Source organism: Nocardia sp. NPDC051990, assembly GCF_040680755.1.
In the GTDB taxonomy this organism is placed as follows: domain Bacteria; phylum Actinomycetota; class Actinomycetes; order Mycobacteriales; family Mycobacteriaceae; genus Nocardia.
The window spans coordinates 80,823-99,279 of record NZ_JBFAXH010000019.1; the positions used below are offsets into that span (position 1 = coordinate 80,823).

At 64.9% G+C, this 18,457-nt stretch carries 16 protein-coding genes; 4 read left to right on the forward strand and 12 right to left on the reverse strand.

The genetic code is table 11. The annotated features are described in order from the left end of the window. The first annotated feature begins 268 nt into the window (after window positions 1–268). Window positions 269–901 carry a TetR/AcrR family transcriptional regulator gene (locus AB0L63_RS27195; RefSeq protein WP_364506083.1) on the forward strand — a complete coding sequence of 211 codons (633 nt, stop codon included), beginning with the start codon at window positions 269–271 and terminating at the stop codon, window positions 899–901. Between the two features lie 90 nt (window positions 902–991). Here the strand turns inward: AB0L63_RS27195 and AB0L63_RS27200 are convergent, their stop codons facing one another. From AB0L63_RS27200 to AB0L63_RS27215, 4 genes are read right to left on the reverse strand one after another with little or no spacing between them, the layout of a single operon-like run. Continuing rightward, the gene (locus tag AB0L63_RS27200; RefSeq protein ID WP_364506085.1) at window positions 992–2,602 is read right to left on the reverse strand and encodes a PEP-utilizing enzyme; all 1,611 of its coding nucleotides are present in this window, start codon (window positions 2,600–2,602) and stop codon (window positions 992–994) included. Further along, window positions 2,599–4,107, reverse strand: coding sequence for a pyruvate, phosphate dikinase (locus tag AB0L63_RS27205; RefSeq protein ID WP_364506088.1), 1,509 nt, complete (start codon window positions 4,105–4,107; stop codon window positions 2,599–2,601). The genes AB0L63_RS27200 and AB0L63_RS27205 overlap by 4 nt, the downstream gene beginning before the upstream one ends. Then, a complete protein-coding gene (locus AB0L63_RS27210; protein WP_364506091.1) occupies window positions 4,104–4,718 on the reverse strand; it encodes a hypothetical protein in 615 nt (204 codons plus the stop codon). The genes AB0L63_RS27205 and AB0L63_RS27210 overlap by 4 nt, the downstream gene beginning before the upstream one ends. Window positions 4,719–4,748: 30 nt before the next feature. Continuing rightward, entirely contained in the window at window positions 4,749–5,645 is an 897-nt protein-coding gene (locus tag AB0L63_RS27215) for a hypothetical protein (RefSeq protein WP_364506094.1), read from the reverse strand. 348 nt (window positions 5,646–5,993) lie between these two features. On the opposite strand from AB0L63_RS27215, the gene AB0L63_RS27220 reads away from it, so the two are divergent. After that, window positions 5,994–6,119, forward strand: coding sequence for a hypothetical protein (locus AB0L63_RS27220; protein ID WP_364506097.1), 126 nt, complete (start codon window positions 5,994–5,996; stop codon window positions 6,117–6,119). Between the two features lie 510 nt (window positions 6,120–6,629). On the opposite strand, the gene AB0L63_RS27225 is transcribed toward AB0L63_RS27220, so the two are convergent. Beyond that, on the reverse strand, window positions 6,630–7,481 hold the full coding sequence (locus tag AB0L63_RS27225; protein WP_364506100.1) for a maleylpyruvate isomerase family mycothiol-dependent enzyme: 852 nt from the start codon (window positions 7,479–7,481) through the stop codon (window positions 6,630–6,632). 393 nt (window positions 7,482–7,874) lie between these two features. Between AB0L63_RS27225 and AB0L63_RS27230 the strand changes: the two genes are divergently transcribed. After that, window positions 7,875–9,176 carry a VWA domain-containing protein gene (locus AB0L63_RS27230; protein ID WP_364506102.1) on the forward strand — a complete coding sequence of 434 codons (1,302 nt, stop codon included), beginning with the start codon at window positions 7,875–7,877 and terminating at the stop codon, window positions 9,174–9,176. A gap of 96 nt (window positions 9,177–9,272) precedes the next feature. On the opposite strand, the gene AB0L63_RS27235 is transcribed toward AB0L63_RS27230, so the two are convergent. The 4 genes from AB0L63_RS27235 to AB0L63_RS27250 form a co-directional block, all read right to left on the reverse strand. Next, complete coding sequence (locus tag AB0L63_RS27235) at window positions 9,273–10,349, reverse strand: F420-dependent hydroxymycolic acid dehydrogenase (protein ID WP_364506105.1); 1,077 nt, start codon at window positions 10,347–10,349, stop codon at window positions 9,273–9,275. A gap of 970 nt (window positions 10,350–11,319) precedes the next feature. After that, entirely contained in the window at window positions 11,320–12,729 is a 1,410-nt protein-coding gene (locus tag AB0L63_RS27240; protein WP_364506108.1) for a cytochrome P450, read from the reverse strand. Continuing rightward, window positions 12,726–13,856 (reverse strand): MAB_1171c family putative transporter, encoded by a 1,131-nt coding sequence (locus tag AB0L63_RS27245; RefSeq protein WP_364506111.1) that lies wholly within the window; start codon window positions 13,854–13,856, stop codon window positions 12,726–12,728. The genes AB0L63_RS27240 and AB0L63_RS27245 overlap by 4 nt, the downstream gene beginning before the upstream one ends. 29 nt (window positions 13,857–13,885) lie before the next feature. Next, window positions 13,886–14,344, reverse strand: a complete 459-nt coding sequence (locus tag AB0L63_RS27250; RefSeq protein ID WP_364506114.1) for a hypothetical protein — start codon at window positions 14,342–14,344, stop codon at window positions 13,886–13,888. 572 nt (window positions 14,345–14,916) lie between these two features. On the opposite strand from AB0L63_RS27250, the gene AB0L63_RS27255 reads away from it, so the two are divergent. Further along, window positions 14,917–15,351, forward strand: coding sequence for a DUF420 domain-containing protein (locus AB0L63_RS27255; protein WP_364506117.1), 435 nt, complete (start codon window positions 14,917–14,919; stop codon window positions 15,349–15,351). A 171-nt stretch (window positions 15,352–15,522) separates the two neighbouring features. Here the strand turns inward: AB0L63_RS27255 and AB0L63_RS27260 are convergent, their stop codons facing one another. From AB0L63_RS27260 to eccB, 3 genes are all read right to left on the reverse strand, one after another. After that, window positions 15,523–15,807, reverse strand: a complete 285-nt coding sequence (locus AB0L63_RS27260) for an alpha/beta hydrolase (protein ID WP_364506121.1) — start codon at window positions 15,805–15,807, stop codon at window positions 15,523–15,525. Between the two features lie 294 nt (window positions 15,808–16,101). Further along, window positions 16,102–17,175, reverse strand: coding sequence for a glycosyltransferase (locus tag AB0L63_RS27265; protein WP_364506124.1), 1,074 nt, complete (start codon window positions 17,173–17,175; stop codon window positions 16,102–16,104). Window positions 17,176–17,218: 43 nt separating this feature from the next. Then, the gene (gene eccB / locus AB0L63_RS27270; RefSeq protein ID WP_364506235.1) at window positions 17,219–18,277 is read right to left on the reverse strand and encodes a type VII secretion protein EccB; all 1,059 of its coding nucleotides are present in this window, start codon (window positions 18,275–18,277) and stop codon (window positions 17,219–17,221) included. Window positions 18,278–18,457: the final 180 nt, after the last annotated feature.

Sequence of the window (18,457 nt, forward strand, 5' to 3'; positions counted from 1 at the left end):
AGTCGGCTCGGCTTCTGCTCGGCTCGCGACGGCTGCCCTGCCGAACCCATTCCGGTCCGGAGGTGGAACCGGCACCGGAACGTCCCGATGCCATGCCGTTGCACCTTGCGGCAGACCACAGCCGAAACACCCGATTCGAAGCGAAGACTGGCTCACGGACCCCAAGAAAGATCGAGTTAGACTCGGTCCGATGCTGTCCGTTTCGGTGGGCGCGGGGTGACGGTCGGCGACGAGATCGCACTGTCGGTGGACGAGAGGTAGCGCGGTTGTGACTGACCTGGCAGGAGAGCCTCGACGAGGTCGAGGGCGCCCTGCCGGATCCGACGGAGCGAATACCAGAGATCGCATTCTGCGGGCAGCGCGTGAACTGTTCAGTGAAGTCGGTTACGACCGTGCGACATTCACAGATATCGCGGCGCGTGCCGATGTCACGCGCACGAATGTCAACCACTACTTCCGGGGCAAAGACGAGCTCTACCGGACGCTGTTCGAAGCGGACAAGGGCAGCGTTCTCACGGCAGGCATCGCCGACGCCGAGGCGCAAGCGGATCTCGCCGATAGGATAGCCACCTTTCTGCGCACCGCCATGCAGGTGGATTCCGCGGACCGCACCTATGTACGGTTTCTGGCAGCGTCACTGTTCGATGCGCTTCGCAACCCGGAGTTCGGTGGATGGGCCGAGGGACAGCTCAACTATGTGCGTAGCTTCATCCGATCGTCTCTGGAAGCCGCCGTGGCGGACGCGACCATCCGCCAGGACATCGATATCACAGCCGTCACCGAAATGCTGGTCGCGGTGATATGGGGGATGAGCATGTACGCGGGATTCGTCGGAACGCACGATCAACTCGAGCCGATGGTCGAGCAATTCGTAGGCCTGCTGCACGGCACCCTCTGGTAGGAGCGCGCAAGGTGGATATCGTGCCTGCCTCGCAGATCAACGGGGCAGACACGATGCCTGATCGAATCGATTTCTACCGCGCCGTACGGGTCACCCGAGCACAGTGATAGTGCCCGCATCACCGTCCAAGCGGATGTGCTGACCGTCGCGGATCCGGTAGCTACCGTTCTCGGTTCCGCAGACACAGGGGATTCCGAGTTCACGTGCCACGATCGGCCCATGGCTGAGCAGGCCACCGTAATCGGTGACGACCCCGGCCGCGACGAGGAACAACGACACCCAGCTCGGGTCGGTCGTCTCACAGACGAGGATGTCGCCGTCGTCGAGCTCGGTGGTCGATGGATCGCGGACCACCCGGGCGCGGCCTTCCACCACACCACCGCTGGCGGCCACGCCGGTGATGACACCGGAGACGTCCAGTGCGGGCGCTTCGGGCTCGCTCACTGTGGTCAGTGCCGGCACGCCCGCCCATGCTTGCGGCAACCGATAGGTGCACCGCTCGTCATATCGAGCCTGTCGTTCGGCGACCAGGGCGCGCCGATCACCCGTGACGCCGCCGCGCACTTCGTCGTACGACAGGTGGAAGACATCGTCGACACGGTCGATCACGCCCGCATCGACCAGCAGGACGCCTTGTCTGCGTATGACGGCCCTCGCGATATCGAAGGTGAGCAGGTAGCCGGCCTTGCCCTGCTCGCGAAGGGCGATCCAGCGACTGGCCATGCGCACATTCCAGGCGGCGGCGCGGCGCTTGCGTCGGGGCAGGGCCGACTGGAGCTCGGCCAGGGCGCGTTGCCGCGTCTCGACTTGTTCCTTGCTCCGATTGCGCGGCGCCCGTGGGCTGTCGGCGGCGATAGCGCGGTAGTCGACGAGCCGCTTGAGCACCGGGGTCGGGTCCTCACGCCAGGTCAGGCCGGACAACTGACCCTCATTGGTGCCGTGGTAACCGTGCCGATCGGTGAACTCGCGCAGGCTGATGTCGTCATGGGCCAGTGCCCACAGGTCGTGCGCGACATCGCTTTCGTCCGTCCCGACCCCGGACAATAGTGCGGGCCCGAGATCGGACAGGTCGAGCCCGGTCAACATGTCGGTCACCCGATCCGCCAGCCCGGAGCTGACGAACGCGACGAGCATGTGCATGGTCAACATGCGCTGGAAGCGCCGCTGTGCGTCGGCCAGCAGCTCGACGCACCCCGCATGGTCGAGTGCGTCGATGCCGTCGAGGTGCGCCAGCCGCCATCGACGCAACTCGGCGAATTCGGCGTCGTGCTGCTTGGGCAAGCGGAGTACGGCTCCCGGCGCCTTGACGGCAATGACCGGATACCGCCGTGCGCTGTTAGCGTCGACGGTCTCCGGCCGGACGTAGCCGAACAGCTGCTGTTCGACCGCGGTCGCCGACGTGCCGGGCGTGATATTCGCGATCTCGCGGAACTTGTCGATATTCGCCGCGGCCCGCCCGGCGAACAACGTCCAGAACATGTCCTCCGGTTGGTCGGGGAGATAGACCTGCTTCCGTTTGAGGACACCCAAATTCAGGAACGTCGTGCGAGTCGCCAACTCCACTGGCGCGTTGATGAAGGTGAAGCCGAGTGTGGTGAAGACGCCGGGGAATGCCTCCGCGACATTGCCGGTCGTCCAGGTGACCGCCGGATCGATCACTGTGTTGTCGAGCGTTTCCTCGACGGTTTCGCGGCTGCTCATCGGATTCTCTCCATCTTGCGTCGTTGGAGCAGCTCGGGCAGCGAACCCGGTGCGCCATGGGGGGATTCCGCGCGTGCCCATTGGGCGAGCAGCGCAAGATCGGGATCGTCGACCGTGGTGGCGGGCACAACGGTTATCTCGCCCGGATACACCGTGCCGGTCGACGCGTCGACGGTGACTGTCTGCCCGGCCAGCGCCATGAGTGTCCCTGCTCCGCAACCGACTACACACGGGATGGCCATTTCCCGACAGACCACCGCCGCGTGCGAGGTCGAGCCCCCGAGTTCGGTGATCACCGCGACGGCGACGGACATCGCCGCCACATCATCGGGATCGGTGGTCGGCCGGGCGAGGATCACCGCTTCGCCCCGGTCGGCGCGTTCCTCGGCATCGTCGGCGTCGGTGACGACGATTCCGGTGGCAATGCCTGGGCAGGCCGGTTTTCCGGTCGCCACCGCTGCGGTCGGGTCCACGTCGGCCTGGTCGAGATGAGCGGTGAGCAAGGTCCGAACATGCTCGGGCTGTACCCGGTCGAGCGCCTCGGCGGCGGTGATCAGACCTTCCTGCCGAAGCATTACCGCATGGCGGATCGCGGCCTCAGGAGATCGTTTGGCGACTCGCGCCTGCAGCAGCCACAAGGTGCCGCTTTCCACAGTGAACTCGATATCCTGCACGTCACGGCTGTCTGTCTCCAGCCGAGCAGCCGCGGCAAGCAGATCGGCATGCACCCCTGGCATCGTGGCAGCCAGGTCGGCTAGGGCAAGGGCATCGGCGCGTCCGGACACCACGTCCTCGCCCTGGCCGCGTGGCAACCACTCACCGTAGGCTTCGGCGCCGCCGGTGAGTGGGTCACGTGTGAACAGCACACCGGTGCCCGAGCGGTCGTCGAGATTGCCGAAGACCATGGCCTGCACGGTAACCGCGGTGCCGCCGTCGTGCGGCAGCCCGCGGCTCTCGCGATAGCTGATCGCGCGCGGCGAGTTCCATGAATCGAGTACTGCGACCGCCGCGAGGCGCAACTGCTCCCATGGATCCGACGGCGGGGGGCAACCGACAACTTTCTCGAACTGTTCGCGAAATCGCCGACGGGTGTCGGCAGCGAATGCGGCGGTGTCGCCTGCCTGTTCGGCCAGTGCCTGCTCGACCTCGTCGGTCATGCCCAGATTGAGAACCGTGTCCATCATCCCCGGCATGCTGGTCGCGGCGCCCGAGCGCACCGAGACCAACAGTGGGCGCGGGGCGGCTCCGAACCGGCGGGCGGTGAGCGCTTCCAGTTCCGCCACGGCTGCGGGCACATCACGCCAGACGTCGGCGGGCAGTGTCTCGCCGGTGCTGTGCATGCGACGGCAGACATCGGTGGTGATGACGAAAGCAGGGGGGACAGGGATCCCGAGCGCCATCATCCGCTGGATACTCCATGCCTTGCCGCCGAGCAGATCCCGATCCGCGGTGGTGACGGCGTCGAGGACCAGAATCGACGAAAGGTCGTCTGCTGTCGAGGTCATTCCGCCCTCCCCGCAGCCGCTTCCTGCACGCGGGACAGGCCGGCGAGGCCGATCAGTTCCTCGTGTAGTTCGAACCAGACCGTGTGGTAGCTGTCGATGAGCGGCCGTGCGAACCAGGTCGGTTCACCGGACTGGACCTTCGCCACCGCCGAGGCGAACCGGTTCGGGTATGCCGTGAGCCGTGGCGCGAGTCGTACGAATTCCCCGACCAGCGGTGCGAATCGCACGTGCAGATCCGCCAGCCGCGCCACGATGCGGGCGTCGTACTCGGCGTCAGTATGGTCGTTCGGGCGCACTCCTTCGATGAGCTGCCAATCGGTGACCAGCTGCTTGAATTCCGTATTGAACTCGTCGAAATCGAGGTAACGCTGGCGCAACAGCTCCTGGTCGATGGTGGCGCGCTCGGCTGCCAGCAAGGTGTCGAGCCGGGCCCGACCCGCAGCGGTGAGTTTGACGCGTACTCCCACCTGAGCGAGCTCGCCCCCACTGACGAGTGGCTCCAACACAGCGGCGATTTCAGCCTCGGCAAGGCCAACCGCGGTGGCCAGATCGGCCTCGCTCGGGCGCCCCTTGAGTCGCGCGGCCTGAAGGATGCGCAGGACGTGTGGCATGGTGTGTCTGCTTTCTCTCGGCAACAGCGGCTAAGCGACCCGGTGCAAAATGGCCTGCTCGAAAATTCCTTCGCCGCAACGCCCTTCGCTGTCCAGCATCATGAAGTCGTCATAGACCCCCAAAGCCGGTCCATCGGTCTCGGCAGGGCCCGCTGGTACCCAGAAGCCGCCGAGGCGGGAGCGAATCGACACCACATGGGTGCTGTTGTCGGCGAGTTCGAGTCGGGCCCAGCGGAATTGGGCAGCCGCATCGCGCGCGAAGGTGATGCCGGTGATCTGTGTCGAACGCGTGCTGTCGATGACGAAACCATCGGCGGTCAGCGCGTCATCGGCGCCGCGGAACTTCATCGCGGAGATGAAGGTCGACTCGTCGACCATGAACAGCGCGGCGAACTCGACCCACTGCGACGATTCGTCACGGAAGCCCCAAGTGCGGTCGCGCATACCGTGACCTGTGGTGGCGACCGTCGTCCCGTCGACCGTCACGCTGCCTACGACGGTGCATGCCTGCTGGAAGTGCTGGAGCGGCTGGCCGGGCACCAGCGGCGGAATGACATTGTTCGTGCCGTAGTCGGCGGCGACGAATAGCGGAGCGTTGACGAGTTCGGCCTGAACGCTCGGGTGATCGACCCGGACCCGGCCGTCGAGACCGAAATGCAGGCTGCCGCTGCTGAATGTGCCCTCCCCCAGCGGTTCGATCACCTCGGTGACCCGACCTGCCACGGAGATGCTGAAGCGGGCGCGGCGGGCACTCGGCGCGTTCGGTGAGGTCGACACGTGCAATGTGCCGAATACCTGTGCGGCAGGGTCCCAGAACGAGAAGTAGGCATTGTCCTTCCAGACCGGGTCGCCCACGCCTGCGGCGTTGGTGTGGATCGGCTCGGAAAGCTGGCCCCAACTTCGCTCAGTTGGTGTCACGGATGTCATCGAGGGTCCCTTCTGGTTTCGGATGCGCGGACGAAATGCGGATTCATTGGGCGTGGGACTTGGTTCGGCAGCTCCGATGCAGGTGTCGTATGTACTTGTGGCGCAGGTGGATACAGCTGATGCGGTCCGACACGGTCAATGCCGTCGGTCACGGTAGATCCGGCCGCGTGATCCATGCGCGGACGGTGTCGCGTCCATGTCCCGGGTGCCGGGGCCGATGTTGTTCACGCAGAGGGACCGTCACTCTCCGGCCTCACGGCACGGCCGATCGTTGCGCCGACGACGGGTACCAGGGCCAGAAACATCAGCGGAACCCACACCGGGCCGACAGTGCGGACGAGGATGACGGTGTCGGGCTCATCCCAGCCACAGCAGACCGACGCGGGCACCTCGTTCGATCCGTCCATCTCGCGCGGTCGGTTACTCGGGCAGGGCGGGCATGATCTCGCGGACGCGGTCGCTGCGGACGAGTAGCCCGCTGACGTCCCCAGCGGGCAGAGGCAACGAAGCATCCTGCCGAATCCATGGTGAGCCCGGCGGCTTGGCCACACTCGCAGGCTCGACCTCGACGCCCATGACGCACCTCCGGTTGCCGGCGCCGCGTGGATACGCGCGGACACGAACAGTGAACGGCTGCACAGGAATATGGTTGTGACGGCTGATCACGCCGACGCTCAGAGTCACTGCACAGACGTGAGGCTATCCACGAAATGACGAGGGTGTCAATTTATGAAAGTGATCCGCGGGGCGTCAAATCGGTTCGGCATCAGACAGATAGCCTTGCCGGGTAGGCGTGGTAATTCACCGTCGCCTCGGTTGTTCAGACGGTCGAATGCGCGTCGAACGATCCGCAGCCGCAGCCAGCCCTCGCGCTGTCCGGCGGATTCAGCACAGCCGACGACGAACTCACCGGCAGCTCTTGGGCGGGCAGTATGCGCGGCGTGGCGATCAGTCACGGGTGCGGTGCTGCGGTGGGCAGCGGTATCACATATTCCCGCTGCCGGCTCGAGCGGCTATGCGACTGCGCAGCGTAGGCACGCCAGGCCCCGCGAGGTCATCGCAGTAGGCAGGCCGGCCGGCCATCGCCATGGTCAGCGCGATCGTTGTTCCACTGGCCAGGGGGCCGGTTCCAACAGCAAAGGGTCCGTCGGTCGCCTCTAAGCGCAGGCCCTCGATAGCACTGCGGCTGGGCACGGCGAAGTCACGGCTTGCGTAGAAACCGGCGACGCTGGTGGCGGCTTCGATTGATGGTGTGCGGGGCAGCCCGAGAGGGCGTCGGATGTCCTGGGCGTGGACGACCACCTCGCCGAGCCAGGCTGCCGTGTGCCCCGATGCCGCGGTAGTGCTGGTGATAATCGCCCGGAACCGTTCGAGGGTTTCGACGGGGGTCGCACCGCGGTGCTCGGCCATTTGCCGGTTGTTGTGTTTGTCGAAGTCGAAGCGGGCGCCGAGGACACTGGACAGCCAGCGAATCCGACCGATGCTTGCTGTGGCAGTGAGGTGCGCGACGACTTCCTCTACCACCCAATGCCCGCACAGCGATTGCTGGCTCCACTGCGTGTCGTCCAATTGAGCGAGATCGTCGGCCAGGACTGCACGTTCGGCATGAGCCATCACCCAAAGGGCATCACGGGAAATGACATTCGACACGAGGAAACCTCCAGTTCGGGTACTGCCGGGTACACGATGATGTAGCTCGCGCATCGTCCCGTCGAGGGAATGCGGCGGCAATTCATCGTTCCGGAGTGCAGACGGTAGCGCTCCCCCAGATTCATCGGTACCGCACAAATTGATGTCGACTTTCCCGGCGCTAACAGCCGTGTCACGCCCTCGCACATCAGCATTACCGAGCGGTCGCGGGTGATCGAAGTGCCTGTCGCATCAACCCTGTGACCAGCCAGTTCCTGCCAAGATGTTGACGGTGAAGATGAACGGGTCGCGTAGACGCCGGGTTTGTGGCCCACCGGCTCACCCCGCCCGCGTCCAGCGCGGGTTTCGCCACCTCCGCCGAAAACCCCGTGTCCGGCCAACGCACCGAAACCCTCACGACCCGGCCACCCCACAGGCTCCACAAACCGGCACACCGCACCACACCCCGACGTCGGCAAAACCCTTGTGGCCCTGGCTACGCCGGGCCACAACCTGACACGCGCTACTCGGACCGGCAACAGATCGCGTGGTTACGACGATTGTCCCTCGAGCGACACACTTTTCAGGCAAAGGACACCCATGGCGACGGCACAACTGACCAAAGGCCAGAATGGCCCCCTCCCCCTCACCGACCTGTCGATCTCGGTCGAAGTCGCCGCAGCGGTAGATCTGGCCGCGTTGCTGGTCACGGACAAGGGGACGGTCCGCTCGGATGCAGACTTCGTGTTCTTCAACCAACCGTCCGGGCCCGGAGTCCGACTGCAACCCGGCTCCGACGGACGGCCATGCGTGCTGGCGGTCTCGCTGACCGCGGTGCCGGCCGATATCACCGAGATCCGTGCGGTGGTCACTCTCGACGCACCGAACACGACATTCGGTCAGCTCCGCGCCCCCATCGCAGCAGTAATCGACACCGCCGGAAACAGGATCTACGAATACCGGATGGAGGGCCTCGGCAGCGAGACCATCGTTGTCGCCGTCGAGATGTACCGCCGTTCGGGCAGCTGGAAGGTCCGAGCTGTCGGTCAAGGGTACGCGGGCGGCCTCGCAGAATTGGTGACCGATCACGGAGTCGTCGTGCACGACGACTCCTCGGCGGCGTCCCCTCCGAGCTGGCCCACGCACACAACACAACAACCTGCCACCGCAGCCGACATACGCACCGCCCATGGGGAACAGAAGCTGTCGCTGGAGAAGCGCGAGAAACTCGACCTTCGGAAACGACAAGTAGCCAAAGTACTACTCAGCAAGGGCGTTGGCAGCATTCGCGCCCGGGTTGTCCTCGTCATCGACAAAACGGGCAGCATGCGACGCCTCTACAACAGCGGAACCGTCCAGCGCGTCGTCGAACGCATGATCCCTGTCGCCGTCCAGCTCGATGACGACGGCCGCCTCGAGCCCTACCTCTACGCCGCCGACTACGCCAAACTGCCCGACATCACCGTGGACCGAGCTGAGGAATGGGCCGCCGAGTACCTACACATCCGTGGCCGCCATGGCGGCATCGACTACGCAGAGATCGGCGGCTCCAACAACGAGCTCCCCATCATGCGCGAGATCATCGCCTCCCTGACTCGGCACACCGAACCAACCCTGGTGTTGTTCTTCACCGACGGCGGCTTCCGAGAGCGAGCCAAGATCACTGCACTGATGCGTGAAGCCTCCGCACTTCCCGCGTTCTGGCAGTTCATCGGCCTTGGCCACGCCGACTACGGGCTGCTGCACAATCTGGACACAATGGCCGGGCGCCGCGTCGACAACGCCGGCTTCTTTGCCGTCGACGACATCGACATCCTGACGGACGCCGATCTATACAACCGGCTTCTTGATGAATTTCCCGGCTGGCTGCGCGCAGCGAAGTCCGCCGGAATACTGCACTGACCAGCCATATGAGTTCGAGCCGTGTACCTCACGGCGACAGACCTTTCCGGGGGGCCGGGCGCGGAGCCTATCGCCCGGCTGCGGTGGACAGTGAAATCAGTGCAGTGCGGGTAGTACGTGATCGCGATAGAAGTCGATCGCGGCAACCGGATCGTGCTGCGGGAAGTGCAGAAACGGCATCGCGCCGGAATCCAGAACACGCTGTGCCGCCGCCACGTGCGGCGCCGGATCGGTACCAGTCGCCCACGCGGAGGTGACCTGCTCGAGCGGCGTTGCCGCGGCGGCTCGCTCGATCGCGACCGGATCGGGTTGGTCGATGGCTGATGCGGACGGCCCGAACCGCCACAGCTGTGCGGCCCGGTCCACCTCGTCGCGGTCGCCGACCACCGCAAACAATTCGACCCGCTTGCCCAATCGCGCCGGGTCGCGGCCCGACGCCTGGGCACCCGCGGCGAAGGCGGCCGACAGCGTCGGGTCGGTCACCCCGGCAGGCTGGCTGATCCAGCCGTCACCGTACTGTCCGGCCAGGCGCGCACTGCGCGGACCGCTCGCCGCGACATAGATCGGTGGCGGCGTCGCGGGCAGGTCGTAGAGCTTCAGCTGTTCGGTCCGAAAGTATTTGCCGCGGAAGGAGATCCGTCCACCGGCCCACAGCTGTCGCATCAATTCAATGGCTTCCACCAGGCGGTCGTGCCGCTCGCGATAGGCACCGAATTCTCCTGTCCCGGCCTGTTCGTTGAGCCGCTCCCCGGTACCCACCCCGAGAAACACCCGCCCGGGCGCCAGCACCGCCAACGAGGCGAACGCCTGCGCGACATCGGTGGGGTGGTGCCGATATATCGGGCAGGTGACGCCGGTTCCGAAGGACAGTCGCGTGGTGCGCTCGCCCACCAACGCCAGCGTCAGCCACGGCGACATCGCATGGCCCTGGTTATCCTGCCACGGCTGCAGATGATCACTGGCCCACACGTATCGAAAGCCTGCCGCCTCTGCCCGCTGTGCCTGATCGACCAGCACAGACGTCGGAAATTGCTCGTGCGACAGCACCATTCCGACATCCGGCCCGACGGCGGGCCCGCTCGACGAGGAAGACCCGCCACACGCGGCCATTGCCCCCGCGACTACCGTCGTGGCCGCCGCTCGCCCCAGCGATCGCCGGGAGACGCCGCTCATGCGCCCAACATACCCGGTCAGCCCGACCGCAATCGGTTCGCCTGTCTCAAGCACACACCCGACACGAACTGAACAACCGTCTATTGCCGCTGCCTTGGATGTCAGCTATGACGCTGTCGCGCGAGTCAGGCCTGGACTTGGATAGACCTCCGGCCCTGCCCAGAGAAGCCGAATTGCCCTGTTTTCCTGCCATCGTGCCGGGAGACAGTGAAGATGCCGATACGCGCAGGTCGTATCGGTCCACGCATCAGGAACTGCTCATGATTACTCCGACCACACCCCACCGGCAACGGCGGACAGCACCGGAGCGATCGGCACTGCCGGTGCTGGGCTGTGTGTCCCCGATTCGCTGCGGAGCACACAATGATGACATCTCGCGACCGTGACTCCTGGCCGCAGGAGCCCGCACACCAGCATGAACCGATACATCGGCACGAGCCGACTGCCCACCACCTCACCCGCAGGGCCGGATCACACGAACACGGCGGCGGTCACCGCAGTCGGTCAGTGCATCCGCCGAAGATTTTCCGGACTACTACCGTCGTGCTCGGATCCCTTGCGGCCGCGACGGTGATCGCTTTCGATGCTCCGGTGAGTACGCCGACCGTCGAACTCCCACAAGCGCCCAGCCATTTCTCCGGCGGACTGTGCGGGGACAACAATGGCACCTGCGCGGATGCCGGCCCGGCCTTTCGGGGCCGCGCCGTCCTCAACAGCCAGGCTGCCTATCCGGGACACCGGTTCGCGCTATGTCGAGGCGACGGTTTCCACCAGCTACAGCACTACCCCGTCCGCTCGTTCGACCGTCCGGGGGCGCCGCCTGCGTTGCAGCCGCCACCTGAACCTGAGCCGGCTCCGACGACAACAACCACACCACCCCCATACCCTTACCACGGCCACATTCGATGACGCGAGGCAGCAGAAGCTGCGACGGTATCCGCAGCCTCGACAAACGGCAGCGCAACCGGTCCTAGTCACGCCGGGAAAGCTCGAGCCGCAACCCATCCGGCTTCAGAGTGATCGTTTCCTTCACGCGCAGCTGATAACCCGGGTCCGGTGTCAGATCGAAATTCCGCAGAATCGTCGCGAGTACCAACTGCAGCTCGTGGTAGGCGAACTGACGGCCGATACACCCCCGCATCCCGACCCCGAACGGCCGGTAGAGCTCAGGGTGCCGGGATTTGACCCGCTCCGGAAGGAACCGATCCGGGTCGAACGCCTCGGGATCACCGCCCCACGACGGATGTCGATGCAGTTGCAGCAGCACCACGAACACCCATTCACCCTTTTCGAATGGGTAGCGACCGGCGAGCATGGTGTCGTTCTTGGCTTTCCGGAAATAGCCCGGCGCAGTCGGCCACAGCCGCAGCGACTCGTCGACGATGCGCCGGACCAGCCGCAACTTGCCGACTTGCTCGTAGGTCAGCTCGTCCCCGGTCCAGACCTCGGCAATCTCGCGGCGCGCCTGCTCGGCGATCTCCGGCGAGTGTGACAGGTAGTGCAGTGCGAACGCCAGCACACCCGCCGACGTTTCATGTCCGGCCGCGAGGAACGTCAGGATCTGGCGACGAATGTTCTTCGCGTCCAAGCACTCACCGGTTTCCGGGTCCGCGACTGTGAGCATTCGGTCGAGCAGATCACCGTGCCCGCCCGCGCCGTCGCGCTGGCGCCGCGCGATGACCGCATCGACCTCGGCGTTGACGAACCGCAGGTCCGCAAGATGCTGAGCCCGCTGCTGCCGGAACACAGTGCGTTCCACGAGTGGATGTGAGTAGGCGGACCGGTTGACATAGGTGAGGATGCGCAGCATCGCGGCCACCAACGGATGCTCGTCGGTGCGGGTGAACGAACCGAACTCGTATCCGAAGCCAGCCCGGCCGATCACCTCCAGCGCCACCTTGTTCGTGTCGCTCGGCACGTCGACCCACCGCCCGGCGCGCCCGGCCCAGTACTCGACCAGCTCATTCGCGCACGCCTGCATGGTCGTGTGGTAGCCACGCATCGACGCAGCCGTGAAACTCGGCGCCAGGATCTCGTGAGCCTTACGCCAGTTCGGCTCGCTATTGTGCGCGGTGAACAGCCCATCTCCAGCCACCAACCGCAACGTGCCGATCGGAACCCCGAGGAACTTCGCCCACAGCTTGTCGTCGTTGATCTCGGTCAACAAGTCCGGGTCGGAGACATATGTCACGCGGGCGCCGAAGATGTTGCGCTCGTAGATCCCGCCATACTGCTGCGCACCACGCATCCCCCACTGACTGCTGTCGGTGACGTGCAGATCCCACACATCACCCAAGATCGGCAGGCGGAACGGAGGGTGCGGTAACTCTCGGTCACCGGCCCGAATCCGCCTCTCGGTCGAGGAGTTGGTTGTGGTCATCTCGCTCCATCCAGTTGGGGGCTGTCGAGGTAGGTCTGTGCCGACGTCCAATGCCGCGCGATACGGCGCAGGGTACGGGCTTCATCAATGATGTCGCGACCAGGCGCGGAGGCGTGCAACCGCACATACGATCCTGGTTCGGCACCACCGGCCTTGCGATGCAGGGCGCGCGCGATCTGCACCGCCTCGGCGGCCGCCGCGGGCACATCGGCAGGCAGAGGCGCGGCGAAACGGCCGAGCACGAGCAGCGTGTCGCGAATTTCCACCGTCATGCGGTGCATACGCCGCCGCGGATTCACGCCCGCGTCGGAATGCGACAGGCGCGGAATCTCGACGCACACCGTCACCAGATCGCGCCACATCGGCGTCATCTGGCGCACGGTCCGCGATGCGGAGTCGACGCCGAGCCGTCGCGCGATCTCGGTGGCGACCCGGGCCCCCGCAGCCAGCGACCCCAACCCGACCATGTACACGAAGTTGTTCTCATTCGCGCGGAAACGAAAGTCCACCAACGCATGTCCTGTGCCGGTCGCAGCGCACACGGCGCTGACGAAGATCGACACCGCTTCCTCCAACGCCCACCCGCCGACAAGCACGATCAGGGCGTAGGTGAGCCGGTGGCAGGGCCGTAGCTGGCCTGCCCGCAGCTCCCGCATGCTAGCCGACACGATCAGAACACCGGTTGCTGCGCACCAGATCGAGAAAAACGCAAAGTACGCGACCGTCTGCCACCCCTCGGTGCGGTCGATGTACTGCCCGAGAGCACGAGCGTGCGACCCGAGCAGCAGCATCAGCACCATCGACACCACCGCAGCGCACCACACCGTCAGGCTCATCCGCCGATAGCGTGCCGACGTCTGCTCCGACCATCGCTCCGACCACGAGCCCGCCAGCACGATCAGCGGCGCAAACGTGAGCACGATGAACGTCGTGCCGAGCTGGCGCGTGAACCTGACGCTGAGAAGTCCAGCGTCAGCGAGCACGTTCTGCACCGCGCGTTCGCGCAGCAACGCGGCGACAACCGCGGAAATCAGGGCATAGGTCACCTGGCGCTCGCTCGGCCGCGAACGATCGTGCAACAGCACCAATCGCAGAACGCCCGCCGCCGCGCCGAAGCCGATGATCAACCATGCAATCGACGGCGGTGCCGAAGAGGTCACCCGTCACCACCCCAGAAAGACCGCATCGGCCGCGACGCCCGCCAGCGCGAGACCCCGGATAGCAACAGATCACCGAACTGTTCTGCCTCGTCCTCCTGCTCGTCGAGGAACTCGCTACGACCGAGCACACGGCGGATCAGCGCCGGATCGAGATTCGGAAGGAGCCGCTGAACACCAGCCAAACCAGCTACCCCGGCATCGTGATCAAGCACCATGTGGCCGACCTCATGCGCGATGATCTGGTCGATATGAAAGTCCGTCGTGCCCGCGACGAAGGCAATCACGTCGACATCTGTGCAGTCCAGCCACAGCCCGCACGGTGTCCCCCGCCCCGAATCCAATGTTCCTGGCAGCAGCGTCGAATCAACCGGCATGAGCTCGATCGACCGGCCGCGCCACTGCCCCAGCGCGTCCAGAAACGCAGTCCGGTTCCACGGCGACGGCACCAGCCGCATCACCATCTCTCGCGCCGCCATCACCCGCTGAGTCGAGTCATCCATCGGAAACACCCCCTGACCGAGCCTTCTCGGGTACGCACTCTGGACTTTACAGCGAACACCCGATAGTCCCGGAACCGTCGAGCATTGACCTCACCAATATTGTTGTCGCCCAGTCGAAACCGGGCGAGCGACTGCACCACACGAACAACCGCTCCTACACGACCACCTCGAACGCGATGACACCGAGGCCAGATCGCCGAGGACCTGCTGCGCACGGTCGGCCTCCCGCAGACGAGACGTACGAAATATGCCAGCGCCCAATTCCATACCTTGCATTGCCTGGAAGCGGAAGAACCGCAATCTATTCGGCCGCGTCGGTCAGCAGCTAGGCGGTGATATCAATCGAAAGTTGTACGCGGAAGCCTACTTTCCGGCACATGAGGTTGCTCAAAGGTCCGATGTGCTGTTCCTGGCCGTCACCGAGGATTGTGGTTCATCAGGTGATCTTGTTTCACTGCCGGCTTCGGAGGGAACCATTGGACGAGTTTGCGGGAATCGATGGGTTCCTCGGGACCAGGGCTTCACTGATGATCGACGTGTTGATTCTGATCATGGTCGTTGTTGTCGTGGCACTTGCTTGGAGTGTCTGGCAGGTGAAGTACCGGAGTCGGTACCGGCTGCACAAGTTCGTGCAGGTGCCGCTGGGGATCTCCTTGCTGGCAGTGGTCGTGATCTTCGAACTGGATATTCGACTCAACGGATGGCAGGACCGCGCCGCCGGTGTCGTCGGCGGCACGGTGCCCACGGCGGTATGGATCGCGCTCGGCATCCATCTGGCTTGCGCGATCAGCTCATTGTTGTTGTGGCCGGTCGTGATTGTGCGGGCGGTCCGATCGTTCGGCTCTTCGCCGAAGCCGGGTGCGCACAGTAGTTGGCACAAGCCATGGGCGCGAGTCGCCGCGACGGACATGGTCTTGACAGCTATCACCGGGTGGGTGTTCTACGTGGTCGCCTTCGTGTGAAGAGTTCAGGACGGCCTGCCTGACGCTGGAAGAATGCCGGGCGACCGGGATCACCATAGCGCTGGCGTCCTAGCCGAGCACGAGTTGATCAGACCGGGATGCGCGCTACACCGGCCGCGGGACGAATAGCGTGCGACGCGGTGCTCATCCGGCGTCGCCCGGCCGAAGCCCTCATTCGGCTGCGCCAAGGAAATCGAGGACGATCGGGAGCAACAGCGGTGTCTGGTCGAACACGGTGAGGTGTGAGGTAGCGGGAATCACTGCCAAGCGTGAGGTGGGCATGCCCTTGGTGCCCTCGACGCCGCCACCCAGCAGTCGGTACATCTCGATTGTGTGCTCGGGGCGGATTATGTCGTTGTCGGCGGCGATGATCAGCATTGGAGACTGGATGGATCTGATCTGCTCCGGAGAGTAGACCGGTGTGTGGGCATCGAGATCCTTGACGCGTTCCACCACCTTCGGGAAGTCCTCGGGTCGCGGGGAAAGCCGGTTGTACTCGGCCAGGAACGGGGTGCCTTCGAAGACTTGCGGTTGCAGTTGCGCCAGCCCCTCGTGCAGCCCTGGTTGTGCCCCGCGTGGGTCGTAGCCGACGGAGGTCAGCGCCAGCTTGTGCGGGATCGAAGCCGCCCCGGTTGTGTGTGGTGTGGCCGAGATCCCGCAAACCGTCGGCGACGGCGAGCGTCACGTCGTCGTACCACGGTGCGAGACGGTCCGGATCGGAGAGCGTGACATTGAAGTGCACAGCGCCGGCTATAGGGTGTAAAAGCCGTCACCCCACAGGGTTTCCAGCCGGCGGAAGTAGGAGTCGTACTGTGCGGCGATCACCTCGGTGGAGAACTTGGACACCGCGTAGTCACGGATCGCTTGATTGTCCAGTTTGCCGACCGCCTCGGCGGCATCGACGAATTCGCGCATGGTGCGGCACCGGAAGCCCTGCACACCTTGCTGGACGGTCTCGCTGAACGCACCCCAATCGGTGGTGATCACGGGCGTGCCGCATAGCATGGCCTCGACGTGCACGCCGCCGAAGGGCTCGAGATACACCGAGGGGGCGAAGACCGCGCGGGCCCGGCTCATCAATTCTCCGCGTTGTGCCACGTCCACGACCCCGACGTGTTCGCCGTAGTCCGGGGCCCGGCCGGCACCGGCGACGATCAGCTTCGCATCCAGGTTCTTGCAGGTATCGACGGCGATCTGCAAGCCCTTGGCCTCGATGAGGCGACCGATGAACAGGAAGTAGTCGTGCTTCTCCGCGGAGAACGGAAAGTCATCGACCTCGAAATAGTTCGGGATCACCGCGTCGTAGAAGTTGCCCCGGTCGGACATGATCTGCGGCACGGTGGTTCGCGCGCCGTGCACGGCGTGCATCCAGGCGTAGCTTTCGAACACCCGGTGTGGCGCGAAGACGCCGCTGTAGCCGACGCCGTATTCGACGGTCTGCATATCGGGGAAGGAGTCGGCGAGGGACTTCTGGCCGGATCCGGCGATCACACACAGGAAGTCGTGAGGCTGACTTCGTTTGGAAATCTCGGCGATAGTGCGGGCGTTGACGATCAGCCAGTGCCGTTCCTGGGCCTTCCAGGAAAACCAGTCGAAGCCGTCGGCGAGAGATTTCTCGCCGAACCAGTCCCGCCGGTCCGCCGCGGTGTGGACAGTGATCAGTTCGGTGCAGGCTGCTTCGTTCTCCTCCCCCGCATACAGATACACCTCGTGTCCGAGGCTCATCATCATGTCGCAGAACTTGCGAACCTTCTGGGTGTAGGCACAGGACGAGAAGTGTTTTGTGGTCAGCGTGTGCGGCAGGGCGGCGACGTGGAATCTCATCCGGTCCTTCTTGTCGTACTCGGGGATTGGGGCATCGGCCGCGTCAGTAGGTACCGGTGGGCACCACGTCATGCGCGACGAGGGCGGACTGGCGGTCCAGCATCGGACCGGCCGGCAGTTGCGCGATGATCTGCCAGGGCGCGAGTTTCGGCTCGGACAGCCCGAGCGTCTGGGCGGTCGCAGTGTCGGGTATGCCGAATCGCACGCCGGTGTCGGTGATGAAGAACAGCACTTCGCGGCGGGTGCTGTCCGGCTCGATGCCGGTGATCTGCACGAATTCTCCGGTCGACGGCGGAATGTAGGCGGCGCGGGCGGATTCGCCCTGCCCGTCGCCGACCAGGGTCACCGCGCGCATGGTCGTGGCCAGCGGGGCTTGTTTGCCGACGAGCAGTTGGAGCCGCCCGGCGGTGTCGCCCCGGTCGCGGGACCAGTAGCTGCACGCGACGGGTTGTTCGTCGGCGGAAACGATGCGCGGGCGTTCGGCCGGAAACTGGTCCACCGGAAGGGTTTTGACAACCGATAGCTCACTGATCGCGTCGGGTGCGACCACGGTGATCGCGGCTTGACCCATCGAATTCGCACTGCGCAGCACCTCCGCTGCGAACGGAGACAAGGGTTGCAGGCCATTGGCGAGAACCACGTACAGTGTGGCGGTCGTGATGCTGTCGACCTGAATCACCGTGCCGACAGCAAGATTCCGCAATTGCACGGGACCGGGGGCACCGGCGTCCGGGATGGCTGGAAGTGTCAGGTCGGGTACCCCGGCTGTGGCGTTGAGCAGCCCGGCGCCGATCGGTCGCGGCCGCAGCCCGCGCACCTTGAGTGCCGAGGTGATCGCGCTGCTGTTCATGTCGACGCGGGCGTGCTTGCCGTCGTAGATGAGGTAGGTGGTGTCACCGTCGGACGCCAAAAGCCCTTCGCCTGATAGCAATTGGCTGATCGCCGGGCCCAGCTGCGGCGCACCGGCGAGCACGATCGTCTGCAGACCGGAGCTCACATCGTCGCACAGGGTCCATTCGGATTTGTCGGAATCGGCAGGCCCGGGCAGCGCCGCCGGTACGCCCGGAATACCGAGCAGCGGTCCACGTGCCAGCGCCGCCAGCTTGCTGTCCTTTCAGGGATTCACACAGATCCTCCGCGCCGGTCATTGAGGTGATCCCCGCCCAAGACTTCCGAATGAGCGATCTGCTTCTCCATCAGGGACTGCCGCAGGGCTTTTCGGAGCTCTGGCTCGGCTTCGGGAGATCCAGTCCAACGGCCTGCTGTTCAAGACGAAGATCTC